This is a genomic window from Acidobacteriota bacterium, assembly GCA_016715115.1.
Classification (GTDB): Bacteria; Acidobacteriota; Blastocatellia; order Pyrinomonadales; family Pyrinomonadaceae; genus JAFDVJ01.
Genome location: JADKBM010000001.1, coordinates 425,777 through 445,663 on the forward strand (window position 1 = coordinate 425,777; position 19,887 = coordinate 445,663).

Consider the following 19,887-nt stretch of genomic DNA (forward strand, 5'->3'; position numbering starts at 1 on the left):
ATTATTGCTCCGAAGCCAACAACACTATCGCCTCGGCCCGGACCGCACGGATCTCGCCGACCGCGTCAATTCCCTCGCCCGTCTTCGCCTTCACCGAGACCAGTTCGATCCCGATTCCGAGGGCGCTCGCAAGATTTGCCCGCATCTCATCGATGAACGGGCGAAGCTTCGGTTTTTCGAGGCTGATGGTCGAATCGACGTTGACCACCGAAAAACCGCGCTCACGCATCATTCGCACCGCTTCTCCCAAGAAGACGAAACTGTCGGCGTTCTTCCAACGGTCATCGCGATCCGAGAAATGCGTCCCGATATCGCCGGCGGCGAGCGCTCCGAGGATCGCGTCCGTTAAGGCGTGCGTCAATGCGTCGGCGTCCGAATGTCCGACGGCTCCCTTTTCGGACGGGACGCGGACGCCGCCAAGAATCAGCGGTCGCCCGGCTTCGAGCCGGTGTATGTCGTTCCCGAGTCCAATTCGCATAAAGTGATAACTCCGGAAATGGCAAGCGCCAAAATTTACAGGAATTGTTCGACGAACTTCAGATCGTCGGGCGTGGTGACCTTGATGTTGCGCGCGTTCCCGTCGACGATTTTGATCGCAACCCCAAATTTTTCAACCAGATAGCATTCATCGGTCGCGGCATCGCCAAGATCGCTGTGCTCATATGCGCGAGTCAGAAGTTCGAGCCGGAAGGCCTGCGGGGTCAGCGCCCGACGCAATCTCGTTCGGTCGACCGTTCGCAAGATCCCGCCGTCCGAGACCTCTTTTATCGTATCGGTCACCGCAGCCGTCAAGCACGCCGCGCCGAATTCTTCCGCCGCGCGAACGGTCGCGCTGATCTCGTCGGCGGTCACCAGCGGACGTGCGCCATCGTGAACCGCGACGACGTTACAGTCATCGCCAACCGCCCGCAGTCCGTTGCGAACGGATTCGGCCCGGGTCGCGCCTCCGGCAACAATCGCCTTGAGTTTTGTAAGTGCGAACTGTTTTGCAATTCCCGCGAAATCAGAAACTCGTTCCGCTGAGAGAACCAAAACGACCGCGTCGATCGCGGCGCATTCTTCGAATCTCGCAAGAGTATGGATCAACAGTGGTTTGCCGGCGACTTCGATAAACTGTTTGGGGATTTCGCCGCCGAACCTGTTTCCGCTGCCGGCGGCGACGATGATGGCGGTATTCATTTCAGTTGGAAGCTGCAACCAACGACCGGGCAATCCTTTCTTATGTTTCCTCGATTATCGTCGATTGTCTGAGATCGCGCGTCGCCTTTTTGAATCCGACCGAACGCGAATCGTGAATGCTCATCTGATTCTCGCCGCTTTCGGAAGACTCTTCCCACAACCGGCCGAAGATCATCTTTCCGGCGGTTGTCTGCAGAACGCTGGTGACCGCAATATCGGCGGTCTTCCCGATCAGCCGTCGGGCGTTGTCGACGACGACCATCGTGCCGTCATCCAAATACGCGACGCCCTGGTTGTATTCCTTGCCTTCCTTCAAGATAAAGACGCGCATCGCTTCGCCCGGCAGCACGACCGGCTTGAGCGCGTTCGCAAGTTCATTGATGTTCAAAACCTGGACGCCGCGCAGTTGCGAGACCTTGTTCAAATTGAAGTCATTCGTAACGATCACGGCCTCAAGCTGCTTGCCGAGTTCGATCAGTTTCAGGTCAACTTCCTTCACGTGCGGGAAATCGGTTTCGATGATCTGAACATCGAGTTTCGAATTGTTGCGAAGCCGCTGGAGCATATCGAGTCCGCGGCGTCCGCGTTGGCGCTTGCTCGAATCCGGGGAATCCGCGACCTGTTGCAGTTCCGTCAAAATGAACTGCGGGATGATAAGCGTTCCGCCGAGGAATCCGGTTTCGGCGACGTCCGCGATGCGCCCGTCGATGATCACCGAGGTATCGAGAATCCGATAGTCCTGCGGAGCGGCCTTGTCGCTGAAAACCCCACCGAGAACCGAAAGATCGATGAACTCGCCCTTCGCCGCGCCGACCATAAGTCCGATATACCCCATAAAAAAGGCAAGCGCGACGGTCAAGAACGTTTTCAGTTCGGCTGAAACGGCGTCGGTTTCCTGATGGCTGATGAGCGTTCCGATCAGGAAGGCGCCGACGATCCCAAGAATCGATCCGACGGCCGCGCCGATCAGCGTTTTCAAACTCGCCTGCCGCGCGCGCATCTCAAAGGCGATCACAAGGAGAGAAATAACGGCACCGACGACGGCTGAAAGGATCTGCCGGGTTTCGAGCGAGGCATCGAGATGGACGGTCTTTTCCAATGGGTTCAACAGGTAACCCATCAGCGCGAGAAGCGCCACAAAACCGATTCTGATAAAGAGAATATCGAGTTTCATCCAAGAAAATTTTAGCACGAAATGGCGGTTTATCTACAACACCGTTATCCGACCGAAATCGTCCGTCCGTTGACGCCCGCGGCTTCGGAAGAAAGCAGAAAAAGAACCGTGCGCGCGACGTCGTCGTTCGTAATTCCCGTTTCCTCAACGAACAGATCGTTCTGCTTCAGTCCCCTGACGCCCTCGACGGCCACGCAGTTGACGCGAAAATGTTTCGGAAGCGCCGCGGCCATCGATCTTGTCAGCCCCTCAACCGCCGCGCGCGACGTTTGATAAAGGACGCCGTTCGTCCGATCGCCGATCGGCGGGACGATGTTCACGATCCGCGCTTTCGGCCGCGTGTTCATCAAACGGAAAGCTTCCTGAATCAAGAAGCACGGACTTTTCACGGCGGTGCCAAGCATATCTTCAAGCGCCGGATCGTCGAATTTCAGAAACTCCGATTCGTCGTCCAATTTCAAACAAACCACCAGAAGATCGATCCGGCCGAACATCTTGTCGATCTCGGCGACCGCAAATTCCGCGCCGGTTTGAGTCGCGAGATCGGCCGTAACCGAGCCCGCAAGCGTTCCGAGCGACCGCAGTTCGTCGAGAGACCGATCCGACTCGGCCGAGCTTTCGTCATCGACGCTCACGACAAATGCGCCCAACAATGCGAGTTGAAGCGCGACCGCGCGACCGATCGGACCGGAGACGCCGGCGACGAGTGCGACTTTTTCCGCAAAGGCGTGGGTTGACCGCATAGGATGAGCATACAAAACGGCGGAGTTAAATCAAAACCAACGCTGTTATTCGCGGGCGCGATTTGATAAAGTATCGGTGTTCGAAACAACGATATGAAACGACATCTGCCCGTACTTTTGCTGATCGTTTGCGTTTTGGCCTCGGCCGCTCAGGTTTTTGCGCTTCCCGCGAAGATCGATTCGGGTTACATCCTTCTCGGCGGGACATCTTATGACACGCCGGATTACCAAACCTATCTACGTTTCGACCTTTTCGCGCGCACCGGAATGCCGCGCCGCGAATACCGTATGTTTGCCGAACAGCCATATAGCGTCTACTTGAGCTTTCCGTCGCGACCTCAAGGCAAATTCGATTACCGGCTTGTGATGCCTTACGCGCCGCAGCGTCTGACGATCAACGGAGAACTGCTTTCGCCCGTCTGGTACGGAGATTCGGAGTGGAAAATCCAGTCCGACTTAACGACCCCGATCGGCACCGTCAATTCGCCGCCGACAGTCGTCCTCAGCGCCCCGTTTTCGATGAGCGGAAGTTCGATGCTGCTCGGTGCCTACAACATCGGTTTCAAGACGGTCGGGCGCGGAACGCTTCAGGTTCGATTCGAGAATCTCGGCGGCAAATACTATATGCGCGAAGCACAGTATTCGTTCGGAGACGCTCCGCCGGGCGAAATGCTCTCAAAATAATGGCAAAATCACCCGCGACGATCTTCGTTTGCCAGAATTGCGGTCGTCAGGAAAGAAAATGGATCGGGCGCTGCGTCGATTGCGGCGAGTTCAGCACGTTCGTCGAAGAACGGTTTCGTCCGACGCCGCAAGCTGCCGGCAAAGCCGCGGCGGGCGGCGCGCGCCTGACGACAGATTCTTTTCGCGTCGTTAAACCACTGTCTTACAATGACATCGAGTCTCAGGACGACGCACGGACCGCGAGCGGCATCGCGGAATTCGACCGCGTCCTCGGCGGCGGAATCGTCGCCGGATCGCTCGTACTGATCGGCGGCGCTCCGGGAATCGGAAAATCGACGATCATCATCCAAACCGCGGACAAACTATCGGCGACCGGCGGACGCGTTTTGTATGTTTCGGGCGAGGAATCCGAACGCCAGATCAAGATGCGCGGCGAACGGCTCGGCATCGAGGCCGAAAATTTGTTTTTGCTTCCCGAAACGAATCTCGAGAACATCCTCGCCGAGATTGGAACTCTCAAACCCGATTACGTCATCATCGATTCGATCCAGACGGTTTTCACCGAAAAGGTCGAGTCGGCGCCGGGATCGGTCTCGCAAGTTCGCGAGGTCGCCGGCGTCTTGATGCTCTTTGCGAAGCAGACCGGAACGCCGGTCTTTCTGATCGGGCACGTAACCAAAGAAGGTTCGATCGCCGGACCGAAGGCGCTCGAGCACATCGTCGACACGGTGCTTTATTTCGAGGGCGACCGGCATCACAATCACCGCATCATCCGCGCCACGAAGAATCGTTTCGGCGCGGCCAACGAGATCGGCGTGTTCGAGATGACGAGCACCGGACTGATCGCCGTCGGAAATCCGTCCGAGGTGTTTCTGCAAGAACGTCCCGCGGGAGCGAGCGGATCGGTCGTGACGGTTTGTATGGAAGGAACGCGACCGATGCTCGTCGAAATTCAGGCACTGGTCTCGGGAACCAAATTCGGCAGCGGCCGGCGGATGGCGCAGGGATTCGATTACAATCGCACTTCCCTTCTGATCGCCGTGCTCGAAAAACGCCTCGGATTCCAACTCGCGGGTGACGACGTTTTCGTAAACGTCGCCGGCGGACTCGAGATCGACGAACCGGCGGCCGATCTCGGAGTCATCGCGGCGATCGCTTCGAGTTACAGGAATCTCTCGATCCCGCCCGAAACCTGCGTCTTCGGCGAGGTCGGACTGACCGGCGAGGTCCGCGGCGTGCTTCAGGCCCAGGCCGCGCGCGCGAGGCGCAAACGCTTGGATTCAAAAAACTTATCCTCCCCGCTTCAAACAAAAAAGGCCTCGAAAAACTGCTCGGAATGCGCGTCGTCGGCGTCAGGAATCTCGACGAGGCGCTCGAAGAACTGTTTTAATTTGGGATTTGTGAATTGGACTGCGGATTTGAAGTGCGTGTGCCCCGCGCGCTAAATTCATCATCTTTGGAAAACCAAAGGTTTCCGAATCCGAATCGAGTCTTGCAACCCTTTCGCGAACAAAGACGTATGATCTCTTTTCCCCGATTCATACAAACAAGGCGTCATAAGATCATGCAATTCAAATTCATACAGTGCGCGCTTGTGATCGCGCTTGCCGGCGTTTCGGCCTTCGCACAATCCAAAGATGAGTCCGCGCTCAGGGCGCTTGTCAACAAGATGGCTGCCGCGCAGGCGAACTACGATCCGAAAACGCTCGACAACGTTTTCACCTCCGATTTCATCGAGGTCTCGCCCGTCGGCGAGGTCGATCCGCGCGATAAGGTTCTCGGGTTTTACAAACCGGAAGACAAGCCGCCGGCGGATAAAATGACGCTTACGATCGAAACGAACGAGTTTTCGATACGAAATTACGGCAAATTCGCGATCGTCATAGCGAGGTTCGATTACAAGATCGTCAGCGGCGGAAAGCCGATGCCGACCCGCAGCATCCGCGCGACCGTCGTCGCCCGAAAAGAAAAAGGCGAGTGGAAAATCGCTTCCGCGCAATATACGGGAATCAAGTGATTTGTGATTTGCGATTTGCGATTTGCGATTTGCGATTTGCGATTTTGGAATTGCGATTGGGAATTTGCGAATTTGGAATTTGGAATTTGGAATTTGCGATTTGGAATTTGGAATTTGCGATTTGGAATTTGGAATTTGGAATTTGCGATTTGGAATTTGCGATTTGGAATTTGGAATACGTGGAATCTTGAATTTGGAATCTTGAATTGGAATCTGGATTTGATTCTCTTGCGCGATTGGTTGAAAATTGCCGCACTATGGAAAACTCAAAAACCATTGTGCGGCTTTCAATTGTTGCCGGACTTCTGATTCTTGCGATGTTCTCGGTGACGCTCGTGACCGGTGTCTCGCAGGAGAAGTTCGAAGCCGTGACCGAAGCCGGCGCTTATGCGAAAGCGCTCGTCGCCGAACAGAATCCGCTGCGATTGATCTTTACTGTCGATATCGTCTTCATCACGGTTTTTACGACGCTCTTCGTTATCTTGCCGCAATCGCTCAAAAGATCCGGCGACGGATTCACGAATGCCGTCGCAAACCTCTCGATCGGCGCGATGCTCATCTGCGGATTTCTCGATTTCGCCGAAGATCTGCATATTTTGACGATGCTCGATTCGGCGATCAAATCGCTTGCGATTTCCGAATCGCAGATCGCGTTCCAGGCGTTTCTTTCGGCGCTCAAATTCTGCGCGAGTTATCTTTCGCTTTTCGCCCTCGCATTCATACTTCCCGGCCGAACCTGGGCCGAGAAGATCATCAAATACAGTCTCTGGTTCTTTCAGCTTCCGATCGGCGCGCTCGTTTACACCGCTCCGGCGGAGTACCGTATGCCGTTCGGCCTGTTGCGATTCTTGTTTATGATCTCCGGATTCTTTCTCATCGCCTGGAACTTTTCACGCGAGGAAGAAGAGCTTCCCTTCTAGAAAACATATGTACCAGATCAGCGCCGGACAATCGGCGGAGTTGCAACGAAACGGACATATCCTGCTGCGCGGACTGGCATCGCCCGACGAGATCGCGCATTTTGGTCCGGCTATTCGCCGCGCCGCTTACGAATACTCCAACGAAACGCGAAGTCTCGAAGAAAGAGATACTTACGGCAAGGCTTTTCTGCAGACAATGAATCTTTGGCGCCACGACGAAGACGTCCGGCGGTTCGTCTTCGAGCGCAGATTCGCCGCTGTCGCGGCGGCGCTTCTCGGCGTCGAACGCGTCCGGCTCTATCACGATCAGGCGCTCTTCAAAGAGCCGCGCGGCGGTTTCACGCCCTGGCATCAGGATCAATACTATTGGCCGCTCGACACGGAAAAGACGATCACGATGTGGATGCCTGTGGTCGATATTGACACGCGAATGGGAATGCTGACTTTCGCTTCGGGATCACACGCGCAAGGGCCGGTCGGAAGCGTCAAGATCTCGGATGAAAGCGAAGCGGCATATGACGAATACATCGCGTCCAAAGGATTTCCCATCGCCCGAGCGGATGCGATGCGCGCCGGCGATGCGACATTTCATCTCGGCTGGACGATCCACTCGGCCGGCGGCAATGACTCGCCCGAAAAAACCCGCGAAGTGATGACGGTCATCTATTTCGCCGACGGCGCGCGCGTCAAAGAACCGCAGAACCCGAATCAGGAAGACGATCTTCGCGTCTGGCTCGGCGGAAAAATGCCGGGTGAACTCGCCGATTCGGAGATGAATCCGATCTTGAATCACTCTTTGTAATCGATTTTCCGCCAAATGAAAACTCTGACATCAGCGTTTCTCCTGATCTTCGCCGCGCTTTCAATGAACGCGCAAACCGTTGATTTTACACAGTTTGTCGACCCGTTCATCGGCACCGACGGCACCGGTCACACGTTTCCGGGAGCGACGGCGCCGTTCGGTATGGTTCAACCGTCGCCTGATACGAATTATTTCGGCTGGACTCACTCGTCTGGCTATCAGTTCAAAGACAAACGGATTCTGGGATTTTCGAACACGCATCTGAACGGAACGGGCGCGATGGATCTCGGCGACATCCTTTTGCAGCCTTTCTCCGGATCGCCGATCCGCAGCGATTTCAGCAGCGAAAATGACAAATCAAGTGAAATCGCGTCGGTCGGCTATTACTCGACTCGCCTCAAAACGTTCGACATCAGCGTCGAACTGACGGCAAGCGAACGCGTCGCGTTTCATCGCTACCGGTTCGATTCCGATTCGCCGAAACACGTCCTCATAGACTTTCAACACGGACTCGTCTGGTCGGAAGATTCGAAACGCGTAATCGCGAGCGACGTTGCGGTCGAAGACGCCAACACCATCAGCGGATTCTGCGAGACCGAAAATTGGGTCCGGCGAAAGTATTTCTTCGTCATCAAATTCGACAAACCCTTTACCGAACAGCGAAAGCTCAGATCGCGTCCGGGTGAGAAGGCACCGCTTCACGTTCTTACATTCGACTTGAAAAAGGGCGGGCAAATCCAGGCCAAGATCGCGATATCGACCGTCAGCGTCGAGGGCGCGAAAAAGAACCTCAAATCCGAAGTGCCGCACTGGAACTTCGATCGGGTTCGCAAAGAAACGACGGCGAAATGGAACAGATATCTGTCGCGGATCGACATCGCCGCCGATCGGAAGCAGAAGCGGATCTTTTACACCGGTCTCTATCATCTGCTGATCCAGCCGAACAACATCGCCGACGTCGATGGCCGATACCGCGGCGCCGACTACAAGGTCCGCAAGGCGATCGGCGGCGCTTATTATTCGACGCTCTCTCTGTGGGACACGTTTCGCGCGGCTCATCCGCTGTATACGCTGATCGTCCCGGAACGCGTCGACGGCTTCGTAAACTCGATGCTCGGTCATTTCGACGCGCGCGGGTTCCTGCCGATCTGGACGCTTCAGGACGGCGAGACGCATACGATGATCGGCAACCACGCCGTGCCGGCGATCGTCGACGCCTATCTGAAAGGATTTCGAGGCTTCGATGCCGAACGCGCGTTCGCCGCGATCAAGCGAAGCCTGACCGTCAGCCAGAAGCATTCCGATTGGGATGTCTACGATCGGTTCGGTTACTATCCGTTCGACAAGATCGACGGCGAGTCGGTTTCCCGCACGCTCGAGAGCGGCGTCGACGATTTTGCGGCGGCGGCGTTGGCGCGCAGGCTCGGCAAGACGGTAGACGCGGAATTCTTTTCAAAACGCGCCGATTTCTACCGGAATCTCTTTGACCCCGAAACGAAACTGATGCGGGGGAAAGACTCGAACGGACGTTGGCGGACGCCGTTCGACCCGCTCGCGCCGACTTCCCCGCTCCGAAATCCCGGAGATTACACCGAGGCGAACGCGTGGCAATACAGTTTCGCGCCGCAACATGCCGTCGACGGTTTGATCGCGCTCCACGGCGGAAAGTCGGGTTTTGCGTCGAAACTCGACAGGTTTTTCGAACGAAGCCAAAAGGACGAAAACGAAACGCATCTCAAGTTCCTTGGGCAAGAAGGATTGATCGGGCAATACGCGCACGGCAACGAACCGAGCCACCACATCGCCTATCTTTACAGATTTACCGACGACGGTTTCAAGTCCGATGAACTGATACGCGAGATCACGGGCCGATTTTACGACGACACGCCGTCCGGGATCACCGGCAACGAAGACTGCGGCCAAATGTCGGCGTGGTACATTTTTTCGGTCCTTGGCTTCTATCCGGTCAATCCGAGCGTCGGCGAGTACGTCCTCGGTGCGCCGCAAATCAGAGAGGCAACCGTCAAACTCGCTGGTGGCAAGACCCTCAGGATGATCGCGGACGGAATTTCGAATGACGCGAAATACGTCAAGAACGCAAAACTCAACGGCCGTTTGGTGAGCGACAACTTGCTCAGGCATTCGGCGCTCAAGAAAGGCGGGACGCTGACATTCGAGATGTCCGCGAATCGCTGAAAACGATCATTCGTAGTCGCTCGCGATCTCGCCGATCACCGTCTGCTGGCTGTGGACGTTCTGCAGCAATCTTGCGATTTCGTTTTCAACGTCCGAAAACGCGAGTTGAAAGAGACTCGAACCATCGAAAAAAGGCTCGCCGGTAACCTCGAGCGCGGCGTAAGGAAATTCAAATTCATCGAGTTCGCCCGCCGTTTCGGCGACGACCCTCGCCATCGTCAGCCCCGCCAGCGGACCGAGAAACAGGTCGAACGCCACGCTTCGGCCCTCGATATCGGCGAAATACCGGTTCTTCCGGATCTCGTTTCCCTCAAACGCTCCGAGGGCGCGATACTCGTCCTCGTCGAGAAACATCTCGGCGATCTTGATATGGCCCGACGTTGGGATTCGCTGCTGGAGATGCCGCGTCCACTCACGCGTCAACGGCACGCGAACACGCCGGAATCGAAGCCTCGTCCCGCTCACGTAATTGTCGTAGATCTGCAAATGCGCGTCCGCCGGCGAGAACGAGCCGGGCAGATGATCGACGACAAAGAGCCTGCTGAATTCATCGCGGTATGTTTTGTCCATTTTTTTCAAATGTTCTATACTCTGTTGTTTTCAAAGCAATTTTATCAGTTTTTGGAGTTTTTTTATGCGTGTCAGAGCTGTTTCATCATTGATTTTTCTTTCCGCGGCGTTTCTTTTCGCGGCCTGCGGTGGCGGCGAACAGCCGGCCAACAATACCAAACCGAACGCGAACACGCCGGCAAATCGGCCGGCGAATACCGAAAGCAATCTGACGACGGTCGCGAAGACGCCCGAACCGGCGACGAACGAAGCGGCGACGCTCGGGCCGCTGATGAAGAGCTTCTGCGAAGCGATCGCCAAAAAGGACGATGCGACCGTCCGCAAGTTCTACTCGGCCGCCGCACTCAAGGGGCTTGAGGCGGATATGAAGGAAGAGAAGCTGACATCGCTAGTCAAATATCTTGAGACAGACCAGATCTCCGACTGTCAGGTAAGCAACGAGAAGATCGAAGGCGAAAGCGCTTCGGCGCTCGTCAAGACCAAGGGCGCACCCAACGGCGCGCGTTGGAAGTTCGTCAAAGAAGGCGCGGAATGGAAACTGACGGGCGAAACGGTAGATGTTCAGGCCGTCAAGCAATCGGCCACGAACACGGCGCCGGCGAAGTAGATCCTGAATGAAATGAGCGAAAGGTTCGAGGAACTTGCCCGGCGCCTTTTTCGCGAACGGCTTGAAACGGGCACATCATCGGCGGCACTTTCGACCGGCCGCGAGCCGGTTCACGTCGTCTACGGAGGCGCGAACCTATTCACGTCCGAAACGCCTTCAAAATTTGGAGTTGTGGCCCTCCGTTCGCTTGAGAATTACGCGCCGAACTTCGTCGAATTGGCCAACGCCGTCTGGCTGAAAGGCGCCGACACGCTCCCCCGCTTCGAAAGCGTTATCAGAGATCTCGAATTCGAACTCGCCGACGATCCCGAAAAAGCAAAGTCCAAGAATCCTGACGCGTGGTTTGCGTGGACCGTCTACAACCGCGTCATCGAAAAACTTCAAACCGAACCGGTCGAGGATTTTCGGATCGACTTCGAGGACGGTTACGGAATCCGCTCGAACGAGGAAGAGGACTCGCACGCGACTTCAGCTGCGACCGAACTGGCAGCGGTTTTCAACAAGGACGCCCCTGATCTCGCATTCTGCGGATTTCGCATAAAATCCTTTCAGCGAGAGACTTATCCCCGCGCGACGCGGACGCTCGAGTTGTTCCTGAATGTTTTCCTCAAGGAATCGAGCGGCCGTTTGCCGGCAAACTTCGTTGTCACTCTTCCCAAAATAGTCTCTCCAGACGAGGTGTCCGTGCTTTCGGAATTGCTCGCGGGGTTCGAGTCGGCGCACGAACTCGAAACGAATTCGATCGGCGTCGAGATAATGATCGAAACGCCCGAAGCGGTGATGAACTGTGCGGACATCGCGCGCGCCGGCGACGGACGGGTCGCGTCGGCCCATTTCGGCGCATTCGACTACACGGCCGCGTTCGGAGTGACTGCCGATCACCAGCATTTGCAGCACGACGCCTGCCGGTTTGCGAGGCAAATGATGCAGGCGTCGCTTGCGCCGCTCGGGCTTCGGCTTTCGGATTCGGTGACGACCGATATGCCGGTTCCGATCTTTCGCGGCCGCGATCTCACGACGCGGCAACAGTCTGAAAACCGCCGGGTGGTGCATTCGGCGTGGCGGAAGCATTTCAACAACGTCACGCATTCGCTGATCAACGGTTTCTATCAGAGTTGGGATCTTCACCCGGCGCAGCTCGTCGCGAGATATGCCGCGATCTACGCCTTTTTTCTCGAAAGCGCCGACGCGCAGGGCGCGCGCCTCAAGAACTTCGTCGGTAAGGCGACGCAGGCGATGATGACCGGAAACTTGTTCGACGACGCCGCGTCGGCTCAGGGGTTGCTCAACTTCTTTCTGCGAGCGGTTCGTTGCGGAGCGATGACGATCGACGAGATAAAAGAGAAAACCGATCTCAGCGAAGAAGAGCTGAGATCGGCATCGTTCAACAAGATAATGGAGTTTCGGGCTCGTTAGGCTTCGCTCGACATTATCTGTTCGAGCAATTCGTCCTGCATCCGGCGTTGATCGGTGATATGCGGCGCGGGCTTTTCACTGCCATCGGCGAAACTCGGCGGCTGCGCGAACGGATCGACCTGCATCGGCAAACCTTCTTTCGCCAGTGAATGGGCGATGATCTTCCCGACCAATTGCTGCTCAAACTGCGTGATGTCGACGAACTTCGCGCCGATTCCGTTATCGTCGAATTTGTACAAGACCTTGCAAGTCAGCGGCAGCCAGTTCCCGTTCGGCAAACGGATCTCAAGCCGGAAAGTCTCGCCGGTAAAGATATTTTCGTCCCAGTCGATCAGGCATCCGCCGATGCTGATCTGCTGCAGCACGGTTTCCTGCTTCTCACCGAATCTCGTGTACCGGATCGCCGGAATGTCGAGCGAGAATCGAATATGTTGTCGTTGGCTGATTGACATTGATTATCGGGACTTTCTATCGGTAATTCTACCCGTAAACAATTGATTTAGGCAACACAATTCTTCTTTGAAGGCTGTTTTGCAGTAAGATACGCGAATGACTCTCCGCATCGTTTCGGTCTTATTTTTCATTGCGCTCGCCGCCGAGATCTTTGCGCTTGCGACCGGCAGCGCCGGCATCGAGTTTGTCGCCAAACCGTTGCTGATGCCGATCCTGATCGTCTATTTTGCGATCAACACCAACGGGCCCGATCGGACACGACTCGCAATGATCGCTGCGCTTGGGTTTTCGTGGCTCGGCGATGTGCTCCTGATGTTCGACAAACATTCGGGCGGAATGTTTGTTTACGGTCTCGCTGCCTTTCTGACCGCGCATCTTTTGTACATTTATTTTTTTGTGCGGATCAGAAAACTGAATCGCGTCGAGAAGCTGCCGAATGCGTTGGTCTTCGTCGCGATCGCCTTTTATTCCTCGGCACTTTTTGGATTTGTCGCGCCGTGGGTCGGCGAAATGCTCATCCCGGTCGCCGTGTACGCGATCGTCATTTCGACGATGTTCGCGGCGAGTCTCGCGGCTTTCAGGTTTGCGGATCAGGATTTCGGGAAGTGGTGCGTTGCGGGGACGCTTCTGTTCGTGATCTCGGACTCGATCCTCGCAGTCAACCGTTTTGCCGCGCCGTTTCCGGTCGCGCCGATCCTCGTGATGCTGACCTACGGAACCGCGCAATTCCTGATTTGCGAGGGAGCGAAAAGAAATCTGGTTTGAAGTTACGCCTTTAGGCGGCAAAAGCCGTGACTTTTGCCGCCTAAAGGATTAGAAAGCGCCGCCTGAAGGCGGAACTCCGAACTGAACTAGTTTCCGGCCGCTTCGGACTTGGCGCTGACTTCGTCGAACGCCGCGACGAGTTGTTGCGCGATCATCAGCGGGTGACGACCTTCAAGGTCCTTGCGTTCGAACATCTTGACGAGCTTCCCGTCCTGTATGAGCCCGATTGACGGCGATGACGGCGCGTAGGGCGCAAAATACTCGCGCGCGACGTCCGTGGCGTCGATGTCCGCGCCCGCGAACACCGTGATCGCGTGATCCGGCTTGTTCGGCGAATTCTCGAGCGCCATCGCGATGCCCGGCCGAACGCCGCCGGCCGCGCAACCGCAAACCGAATTGACGACGACCATCAGAGTACCCTTCGTATTCTCGACCGCCGCCGCGACCGCTTCCGGCGTTTTCGTTTCTTCAATTCCCAACTGCGCCAACTCCTGGCGCATTCCGTGGATCATTATTTCTGGATATGGCATTTTTGTATTCCTTTTTTGATATGAATCTTTACTTTAGTTTCAAGTATTCAATGTTAGACGCGATTCGTCAAGTGAAAATCCCAAATCCACAATCCCCGATCCGAAATCCGCAATCCGAGTCGGCTACGGCAAGATCGTAACCCGCGTCCCGACCGGAACGGCATTGTACAGTTCGGTCATTTCCGGGTTCTCGAGCGCCACGCATCCCCACGTCCAGTCCTTTGCGGTGCCGCCGCCGTGGATGTAGATCTCGCCGCCGAGCGCGGTGTTCTGCGGAGGCATACGCTTTTCGCCGATCGCTTTGAGAATCGCGTCGTGTTCGTCGGCATTGATCAACCCGGATTCGAGCCCGCGTTTTGCGACTTCGGCGCCGGGGTAACTGAGGCCGAGCGAAAGGTGATACTTGCTTTTGTCGTTCTTGACAAAAACATAGAACTCGCCCTCCGGGGTCTTCCCGTCCCCCGATTGTACCTTGTCGCCTTCGGGTGCGAATCCAAGGACGATGCCGTAAGTTCTTATGAGCCGATCGCCGTCGAACAATTCAAGCCGGCGTTCTCTTTTCTTGACGACGATCCGCGGTTGTCTGAGATTCTGCATTTCACTTTTCGTAGCACAGGCAGCGAAAGCGACTGCCGCGATCAAGAAAACAACGACAAATCCGAAAGTCGCAAAGGCGCGACCGAATCTTCCCGCGAATGTCCGCAAATCCGCGCTGATCATTTTCATTTGTCCGTGACCCTAACGACTTCAATCCGCCGCGGATCGTCGCCGTCGCCTTCGATGTAAACCTTAATTACGCGGTCCGGAAAGACGAAATCCGTCAGGCGTTCGGACCATTCGACGATTGTCACCGCCTTCGGATCTTCCAGTATCTCGTGCAAGCCAACAGCGCCCGCGGCGTCGGCTCGCCCGTCGATGCGCCAGAGATCGATGTGATAAACGTCGAAGCGATCTGTCCGGTAAAGATTGACGAGCGTAAAACTCGGACTCGTCACTTCATCGACGTCATACCCAAGCGCATCGAGAATCCCCTTCGTGAAGAGCGTTTTGCCCGCGCCGAGACCGCCCGACAGCAAGATCATCTCGCCGCCGGCCAACTCGGCGCCGATTTCTCTCCCAAGTTCGAAAGTCATTTCAGGTGTTTTTGAATTGAATTCCATCAAGGTTCAAGATTCCGGGAGCCTGTCGGAAAAATCCGATTAAGTGTGCGGAGCACACGCACGTACGATAGCACCACGTGAAGCGGAGCGGAACCCAAGTGTCAGCAGCAGACAATTCAAGCGAGCGTGTGAAACAAGCGGACCTGTTGCAAACACTAAAGTTACGCGTGATACACACGCTTCGGAAGTCGGCGCGACGGACCACCTGGGTTCCGCTCCGCTTCACGTGGTGTTATCGCAAGTTCGCGTGCTCCGCACGCTTGAAGATTCCAAAATCCGAAATCACAAATCACAAATCCGAAATCCCAACGCCGATCTGCGAGAACCAAGACAGTTTATCCCAATAGCCCCTTTGATACACGATCTTTCCGTCGCGGAATGTAAAGAATCCGCAGCCGCGGATCTCGAATTTCCTGCCCGTCGGATTAATGTCGTAAAACGCGCCGAGGAAAGTACCGCCGCCGATCCATTCCCAAGCCGCGCGATCGCCGTCGGCGATCACATTTTCGACCCGTGACCAGGCATCTGGAAATCCCTGGAAGAACTGCTCCGTATCGTATCTGTTCTGCTCGATCCCGATCGAAGGTTCGCCGGCGGCGACCTGAAAATTGACTGCGTCGGCGGCGTAGCATTCGACCACGGCGTCGAGATCGCGACGCTGAAAGGCACCGATCCAGTTCTCCAAAAGTGCTTTCGAATCAATCATTTGCTTCTACTTTGCGATAGGCGTCGACAAGCACGTCACGAACGTCGCTCGCAGTCATCGCGCGTTTGCCGAAGCGTTCTTCAGCGACATCACCGGCGAGTCCGGCGACGTAGACGGCCGCAACGACCGTTTCGAAAATATCAATGCCGAACACTGCCGCTTGCGCAACGAATCCGGCGAGAATCCCGGCCAGCGTATCGCCGTTCCCGGCCTTTCCGAGACCCGGATTCCCTGTCGGATTGATGACGACGCGTCCGTCCGGCGCGGCGATCAAAACCCGTTCGCCCTTGAGCAAGAGAATCACATTATGTTCTGTTGCGAAACTCCGTGCGGCACCGAAGCGGTCTTCGATAACAGACTTGTCCGCCGTTCCGAGCATCTGCAGGAATTCCCCGTCGTGTGGTGTCAAGATCAGAGGGAGTTCGGCCGAACCTTGGAGAGCGAACGGCGACAGCGCCGTCAGACCGCCGGCGTCGACGATCATCGGTGTCCGGCGGTTTTCGACGATCGACCGAACGTACGCCATATCGTCGCCGACGCCCAAACCGCATCCGAGCGCGACGGCCGACGCGCGTTGGCTGAGCATTTCGATCTCATCGATCGCAGTCTTTGATAACCGGCCCGATTCGTTTTCGTCAAATCCGCGCGTAATGACCTCTTCGATCATTTTCGACGCGATTGCTGCCTGCGCCGAACGCGTCGTCGCAACCGTCACGAGTCCCGCACCGGAGCGCATCGCGGCGTTGCCCGCAAGCGCCGCCGCGCCCGCGTAGTCGCGTGACCCGACGACGAGCAGCGCGTGGCCGCGTTTGTATTTGTGCGAATCGCTCGAAAATTCTGTCTTTTTCAACCACTCGCGGGCATCGCTTGCCTCGGAAACGAAGATCTTTGACGGCGAGTTGTCGATCAATTCAGGCGGCGAGCCGATATCGGCGATGACCAGTTCACCGTTGGCGCGGATCGCGGGCGGAAACACGTTCGCCAGTTTCGGAGCAGTAAATGTGACCGTCAGGTCGACGACGGAATGCGGGCCGATCGGCCGCGCCGAGTCGGAAGCAAGGCCCGAAGGTAAATCGACAGCGACCCGAAGCGCTGCGCTGTTCGCGACCTTCTCGGCGAGTTCCGCCCAAATGCCCTCGATCGGACGCGCGAGGCCGGTCCCGAACAATGCATCGACAATGCAATCGTGACCGGTGAAGTCAATCGCTTCGGGCGCCGCGGATTCAACGAAATCAAATCGCTCCGACCCCTTCAACGCGACACATCGTTCGAGGTTGAGACGCGCATCGCCGTTTGTTTCACCGACTTTGCCGATCAAAAAGACCGAGACATCCGCACCTTCTTTCCAGAGAATCCGCGCAAGCGCCGCACCGTCGCCGCCGTTGTTTCCTCTCCCGCAGAGCACCAGGACCCGGCGGTCACGAACCGAGCCGTCAAATCTCGCGCGAATTGCACGAAAAACCGCCAACGCAGCGTTTTCCATCAAAACGATCGACGGAATGCCGTAGTTTTCGGTCGTCAAACGGTCGACCTCGCGCATCTCTTGGGCTGAAAGGACTTTCAACATCTCAGGTCGATTTTGCCACGTTTCCGGCGCGGGTCCAACCGGGTCGAGTTCTGGCGATTGCAGAGACGCCGGATTACTACAGATTCCAGATCATTCCAGATTCCGTGAATTCCTACATTGGCAATATGTGAACAATTGAGAGTTGATAGTTGAGAATTGATGGCGATCCGCAACCGACGAAGCTCAAATCCAAAATCCAAAATCAGAAATCCAAAATATCCAAAATCAAAAAATGGGCCGTGTTCTCGCTAAACACGGCCCTTTGAAATTACAGACTGGAGATTGTAAACAGACTTCGGACAGATTCCTGATGAACCATTTTGCTTGCCACTGCGCTTGACCACCGTTCTATCTTCCGTTGTTTATAGAAAGGTCTATTCACAAATCGATTCCAAAAATTATCATTTTAATCGAAAAAAATGAAAAAAACGGCCAAACGCGCCACATCGCGGCCGGTTCCGTCGCACGAAAAGCGGTTTGCGACCGCGCCGCCGTTGCTGACAGAGATCGCGACATCGCCGCGCGCGTCGCTCACTCCGATGCCCGGCGCACTTCTCGTGAATCCGGTTTGACGTCCCGCCGTGTCATTCTGCCCATCTGCGCAAAAAGATGTGATCTGAGCCTCGTGATCATCATTTGACGTCTGTTCTTTCCGCCTAAAGTGCATTGGCGGGATGAGAGTTTCTCGCTTAGGATGCAAACGAACGTGCTAAGGTGACAGAAAAAGGCGCCCGAACCATCGGATTCGGGCGCAAGTGTTCAACAGGAGGAGCGTGAATTATCAGGCGGCGATCTTTGAAATTCCGATACCATATCCAACGGCGACAGCGGCGAGGGATTTCCGCAACTGCGCACGGCCGCGACTGAGACGCGACATCACGGTTCCAATCGGGACATCGAGCACCTGCGCGACTTCTTTGTAGTCGAACTCGTGGACATCTGCCAGCAGCACGACGGCGCGATAGTGTTCGGGCAGTTTATCTAGCGCGGCCGTTACCTGTTTGTCGGTAAGGTTCTCGGGAACCGGTGCCTGACACGCTGCCGTCAAGAACGTCAGATCGTCCGCTTCCTGGAAGTATTTGGCCCGCGTGTATTTCTTTCGGCGATGGTGGTCGAATTTGTTGAACATTATCTTGTAGAGCCACGCCCGGCAGTTGGTTCCCGGTTCGAAGTGTTCAAACGATTTCCACGCCTGCAGATAGGTTTCCTGGACAAGGTCCTCGGCCTCGACCGGGTTCATCGTGATGCGCTTCGCCGTGCGAAAAAGGTCGTCGAGATGGCGTATCGCCTCGGCTTCAAAAATTTCCGGGGTAGTTTGGATTGTCATAGTAAACTCCTGTTTATGTCTGCAACTGATTGCGTCGTACAGACATTTGTCGGACGAAGACCGAAATCCTTACAGCTTTTTTTGGAAAAATGTGGTTCGTAAGTGCACACTAATGCGTTTATTGCTTTCCGGGATGAGCTTGATTTCATTTCTCGGTGTCGGGAACGACGATTCCGTCCGTGTAGCGGAGTTAATTGACGAGAAGATCTCTGCCGAACTCCCGAAAACTGGAATAAAGCCGTTGCTACTTGGGTTTAAGATGTTGACCATGGGAACCAAAAACAACATTCAGAGTGCAAAATCACGGAACGAAGAGGCGGCGGAACTTAAGCGGCTACAACGGTTTCTCAAGCGAGCGGTCCAGAAGGAAAGGGCTCCCGACGCGCTCCGACTAAGAATTCAAAAGATGATTCGCGAATCGTAAAGATCGATGCCACAGACCGCAGCAACAACAGACAGATTCGATCCGACCGTGTGGGTGGACGAGCACGGGGATTATTTGTTTTCGTTCGCGCTCGCCAGGGTTCGCAACGAAACGGTGGCCGAGGACCTCGTCCAGGAGACCCTGCTCGCGGCAATTCAAGCACGCAAAACATTTGATCAGCGCTCTTCAGAACGAACGTGGCTTTCCGGAATTCTGAAACACAAGGTCATCGATCACTTTCGGCGAAGCTACCGCGACGTCGAACTTTCGGATGAAGAGGATACCGATCTTTCGGCATACGATCATTTGTATCAGTCAGAAGGCCGTGGAAAAGGCCACTGGACGGCGATGTCGAAACCCGATACGTGGGAACAAACGCCCGAGGCCGTAATGGAACACGCGGAATTTCGCGGTATTCTTTCGACTTGCCTCGGCAACCTACCCGATCGCGTCGCGAACGCTTTCGCGCTCCGCGAGTTCGATGGGTATGACAGCGACGAGATCTGCGCGCTTCTTGAGATCACACCAAACAATCTTTGGGTAATGCTTCACCGGGCCCGGCTTCATCTACGGAGATGTCTGGACCACAACTGGTTCGGAAAGGTGCGGCAATGATGGCAATGGAACTAAAAACAAGGATAATACGC

The 19,887-nt window shown here is 55.7% G+C and carries 22 protein-coding genes and 1 pseudogene; 11 read left to right on the plus strand and 12 right to left on the minus strand.

Translation table 11 applies throughout. From position 1 onward, the window contains the following. Window position 1 precedes the first annotated feature (1 nt). The 4 genes from IPN69_01830 to IPN69_01845 are packed head-to-tail and all read right to left on the minus strand — an operon-like array spanning window position 2 to window position 3,096. Window positions 2-478, minus strand: a complete 477-nt coding sequence (locus IPN69_01830) for a 2-C-methyl-D-erythritol 2,4-cyclodiphosphate synthase (GenBank protein ID MBK8809458.1) — start codon at window positions 476-478, stop codon at window positions 2-4. A gap of 35 nt (window positions 479-513) precedes the next feature. Then, window positions 514-1,179 carry a 2-C-methyl-D-erythritol 4-phosphate cytidylyltransferase gene (gene ispD / locus IPN69_01835; GenBank protein MBK8809459.1) on the minus strand — a complete coding sequence of 222 codons (666 nt, stop codon included), beginning with the start codon at window positions 1,177-1,179 and terminating at the stop codon, window positions 514-516. A gap of 40 nt (window positions 1,180-1,219) precedes the next feature. Beyond that, window positions 1,220-2,353, minus strand: coding sequence for a TRAM domain-containing protein (locus tag IPN69_01840; protein MBK8809460.1), 1,134 nt, complete (start codon window positions 2,351-2,353; stop codon window positions 1,220-1,222). A 44-nt stretch (window positions 2,354-2,397) separates the two neighbouring features. Beyond that, on the minus strand, window positions 2,398-3,096 hold the full coding sequence (locus IPN69_01845; protein ID MBK8809461.1) for an SDR family oxidoreductase: 699 nt from the start codon (window positions 3,094-3,096) through the stop codon (window positions 2,398-2,400). 93 nt (window positions 3,097-3,189) lie between these two features. Between IPN69_01845 and IPN69_01850 the strand changes: the two genes are divergently transcribed. The 6 genes and pseudogenes from IPN69_01850 to IPN69_01875 all read left to right on the plus strand — a co-directional run bounded on the left by IPN69_01850 (window position 3,190) and on the right by IPN69_01875 (window position 9,715). Then, window positions 3,190-3,780, plus strand: coding sequence for a hypothetical protein (locus tag IPN69_01850; protein ID MBK8809462.1), 591 nt, complete (start codon window positions 3,190-3,192; stop codon window positions 3,778-3,780). Next, a pseudogene (gene radA, locus IPN69_01855) lies at window positions 3,780-5,170 on the plus strand (DNA repair protein RadA). The gene IPN69_01850 and the pseudogene radA overlap by 1 nt, the downstream one beginning before the upstream one ends. Before the next feature lie 174 nt (window positions 5,171-5,344). Further along, window positions 5,345-5,797, plus strand: a complete 453-nt coding sequence (locus IPN69_01860; protein MBK8809463.1) for a nuclear transport factor 2 family protein — start codon at window positions 5,345-5,347, stop codon at window positions 5,795-5,797. Between the two features lie 257 nt (window positions 5,798-6,054). Beyond that, window positions 6,055-6,717, plus strand: coding sequence for a hypothetical protein (locus IPN69_01865; protein MBK8809464.1), 663 nt, complete (start codon window positions 6,055-6,057; stop codon window positions 6,715-6,717). Window positions 6,718-6,724: 7 nt separating this feature from the next. Further along, window positions 6,725-7,519, plus strand: coding sequence for a phytanoyl-CoA dioxygenase family protein (locus IPN69_01870; GenBank protein ID MBK8809465.1), 795 nt, complete (start codon window positions 6,725-6,727; stop codon window positions 7,517-7,519). Between the two features lie 15 nt (window positions 7,520-7,534). Then, entirely contained in the window at window positions 7,535-9,715 is a 2,181-nt protein-coding gene (locus IPN69_01875; protein ID MBK8809466.1) for a GH92 family glycosyl hydrolase, read from the plus strand. 6 nt (window positions 9,716-9,721) lie between these two features. Here the strand turns inward: IPN69_01875 and IPN69_01880 are convergent, their stop codons facing one another. Beyond that, window positions 9,722-10,285 (minus strand): hypothetical protein, encoded by a 564-nt coding sequence (locus IPN69_01880; GenBank protein ID MBK8809467.1) that lies wholly within the window; start codon window positions 10,283-10,285, stop codon window positions 9,722-9,724. 64 nt (window positions 10,286-10,349) lie between these two features. Here IPN69_01880 and IPN69_01885 point away from each other — a divergent pair, with 64 nt between their 5' ends. Both IPN69_01885 and IPN69_01890 read left to right on the plus strand, forming a co-directional pair. Then, window positions 10,350-10,892 carry a hypothetical protein gene (locus IPN69_01885; GenBank protein MBK8809468.1) on the plus strand — a complete coding sequence of 181 codons (543 nt, stop codon included), beginning with the start codon at window positions 10,350-10,352 and terminating at the stop codon, window positions 10,890-10,892. Window positions 10,893-10,904: 12 nt separating this feature from the next. After that, window positions 10,905-12,308 (plus strand): phosphoenolpyruvate kinase, encoded by a 1,404-nt coding sequence (locus tag IPN69_01890; GenBank protein MBK8809469.1) that lies wholly within the window; start codon window positions 10,905-10,907, stop codon window positions 12,306-12,308. On the opposite strand, the gene IPN69_01895 is transcribed toward IPN69_01890, so the two are convergent. Beyond that, window positions 12,305-12,760 carry a PilZ domain-containing protein gene (locus IPN69_01895; GenBank protein MBK8809470.1) on the minus strand — a complete coding sequence of 152 codons (456 nt, stop codon included), beginning with the start codon at window positions 12,758-12,760 and terminating at the stop codon, window positions 12,305-12,307. The genes IPN69_01890 and IPN69_01895 overlap by 4 nt on opposite strands. 97 nt (window positions 12,761-12,857) lie before the next feature. Between IPN69_01895 and IPN69_01900 the strand changes: the two genes are divergently transcribed. After that, window positions 12,858-13,526 (plus strand): lysoplasmalogenase, encoded by a 669-nt coding sequence (locus IPN69_01900; protein MBK8809471.1) that lies wholly within the window; start codon window positions 12,858-12,860, stop codon window positions 13,524-13,526. A gap of 86 nt (window positions 13,527-13,612) precedes the next feature. On the opposite strand, the gene IPN69_01905 is transcribed toward IPN69_01900, so the two are convergent. The 5 genes from IPN69_01905 to IPN69_01925 form a co-directional block, all read right to left on the minus strand. Further along, window positions 13,613-14,056 (minus strand): BrxA/BrxB family bacilliredoxin, encoded by a 444-nt coding sequence (locus IPN69_01905; GenBank protein MBK8809472.1) that lies wholly within the window; start codon window positions 14,054-14,056, stop codon window positions 13,613-13,615. A gap of 123 nt (window positions 14,057-14,179) precedes the next feature. Then, entirely contained in the window at window positions 14,180-14,653 is a 474-nt protein-coding gene (locus IPN69_01910; GenBank protein MBK8809473.1) for a L,D-transpeptidase, read from the minus strand. Window positions 14,654-14,778: 125 nt separating this feature from the next. Continuing rightward, a complete protein-coding gene (gene tsaE / locus IPN69_01915; protein ID MBK8809474.1) occupies window positions 14,779-15,189 on the minus strand; it encodes a tRNA (adenosine(37)-N6)-threonylcarbamoyltransferase complex ATPase subunit type 1 TsaE in 411 nt (136 codons plus the stop codon). Between the two features lie 316 nt (window positions 15,190-15,505). After that, complete coding sequence (locus IPN69_01920) at window positions 15,506-15,919, minus strand: ester cyclase (protein ID MBK8809475.1); 414 nt, start codon at window positions 15,917-15,919, stop codon at window positions 15,506-15,508. Further along, the gene (locus IPN69_01925) at window positions 15,915-17,486 is read right to left on the minus strand and encodes an NAD(P)H-hydrate dehydratase (GenBank protein MBK8809476.1); all 1,572 of its coding nucleotides are present in this window, start codon (window positions 17,484-17,486) and stop codon (window positions 15,915-15,917) included. The genes IPN69_01920 and IPN69_01925 overlap by 5 nt, the downstream gene beginning before the upstream one ends. 422 nt (window positions 17,487-17,908) lie before the next feature. Between IPN69_01925 and IPN69_01930 the strand changes: the two genes are divergently transcribed. Further along, window positions 17,909-18,061: a hypothetical protein gene (locus tag IPN69_01930; GenBank protein MBK8809477.1), complete on the plus strand. Its 153-nt coding sequence runs from the start codon at window positions 17,909-17,911 to the stop codon at window positions 18,059-18,061. Window positions 18,062-18,270: 209 nt separating this feature from the next. On the opposite strand, the gene IPN69_01935 is transcribed toward IPN69_01930, so the two are convergent. Further along, the gene (locus IPN69_01935) at window positions 18,271-18,816 is read right to left on the minus strand and encodes a sigma-70 family RNA polymerase sigma factor (protein ID MBK8809478.1); all 546 of its coding nucleotides are present in this window, start codon (window positions 18,814-18,816) and stop codon (window positions 18,271-18,273) included. A 430-nt stretch (window positions 18,817-19,246) separates the two neighbouring features. Here IPN69_01935 and IPN69_01940 point away from each other — a divergent pair, with 430 nt between their 5' ends. After that, a complete protein-coding gene (locus IPN69_01940; GenBank protein ID MBK8809479.1) occupies window positions 19,247-19,855 on the plus strand; it encodes a sigma-70 family RNA polymerase sigma factor in 609 nt (202 codons plus the stop codon). Window positions 19,856-19,887: the final 32 nt, after the last annotated feature.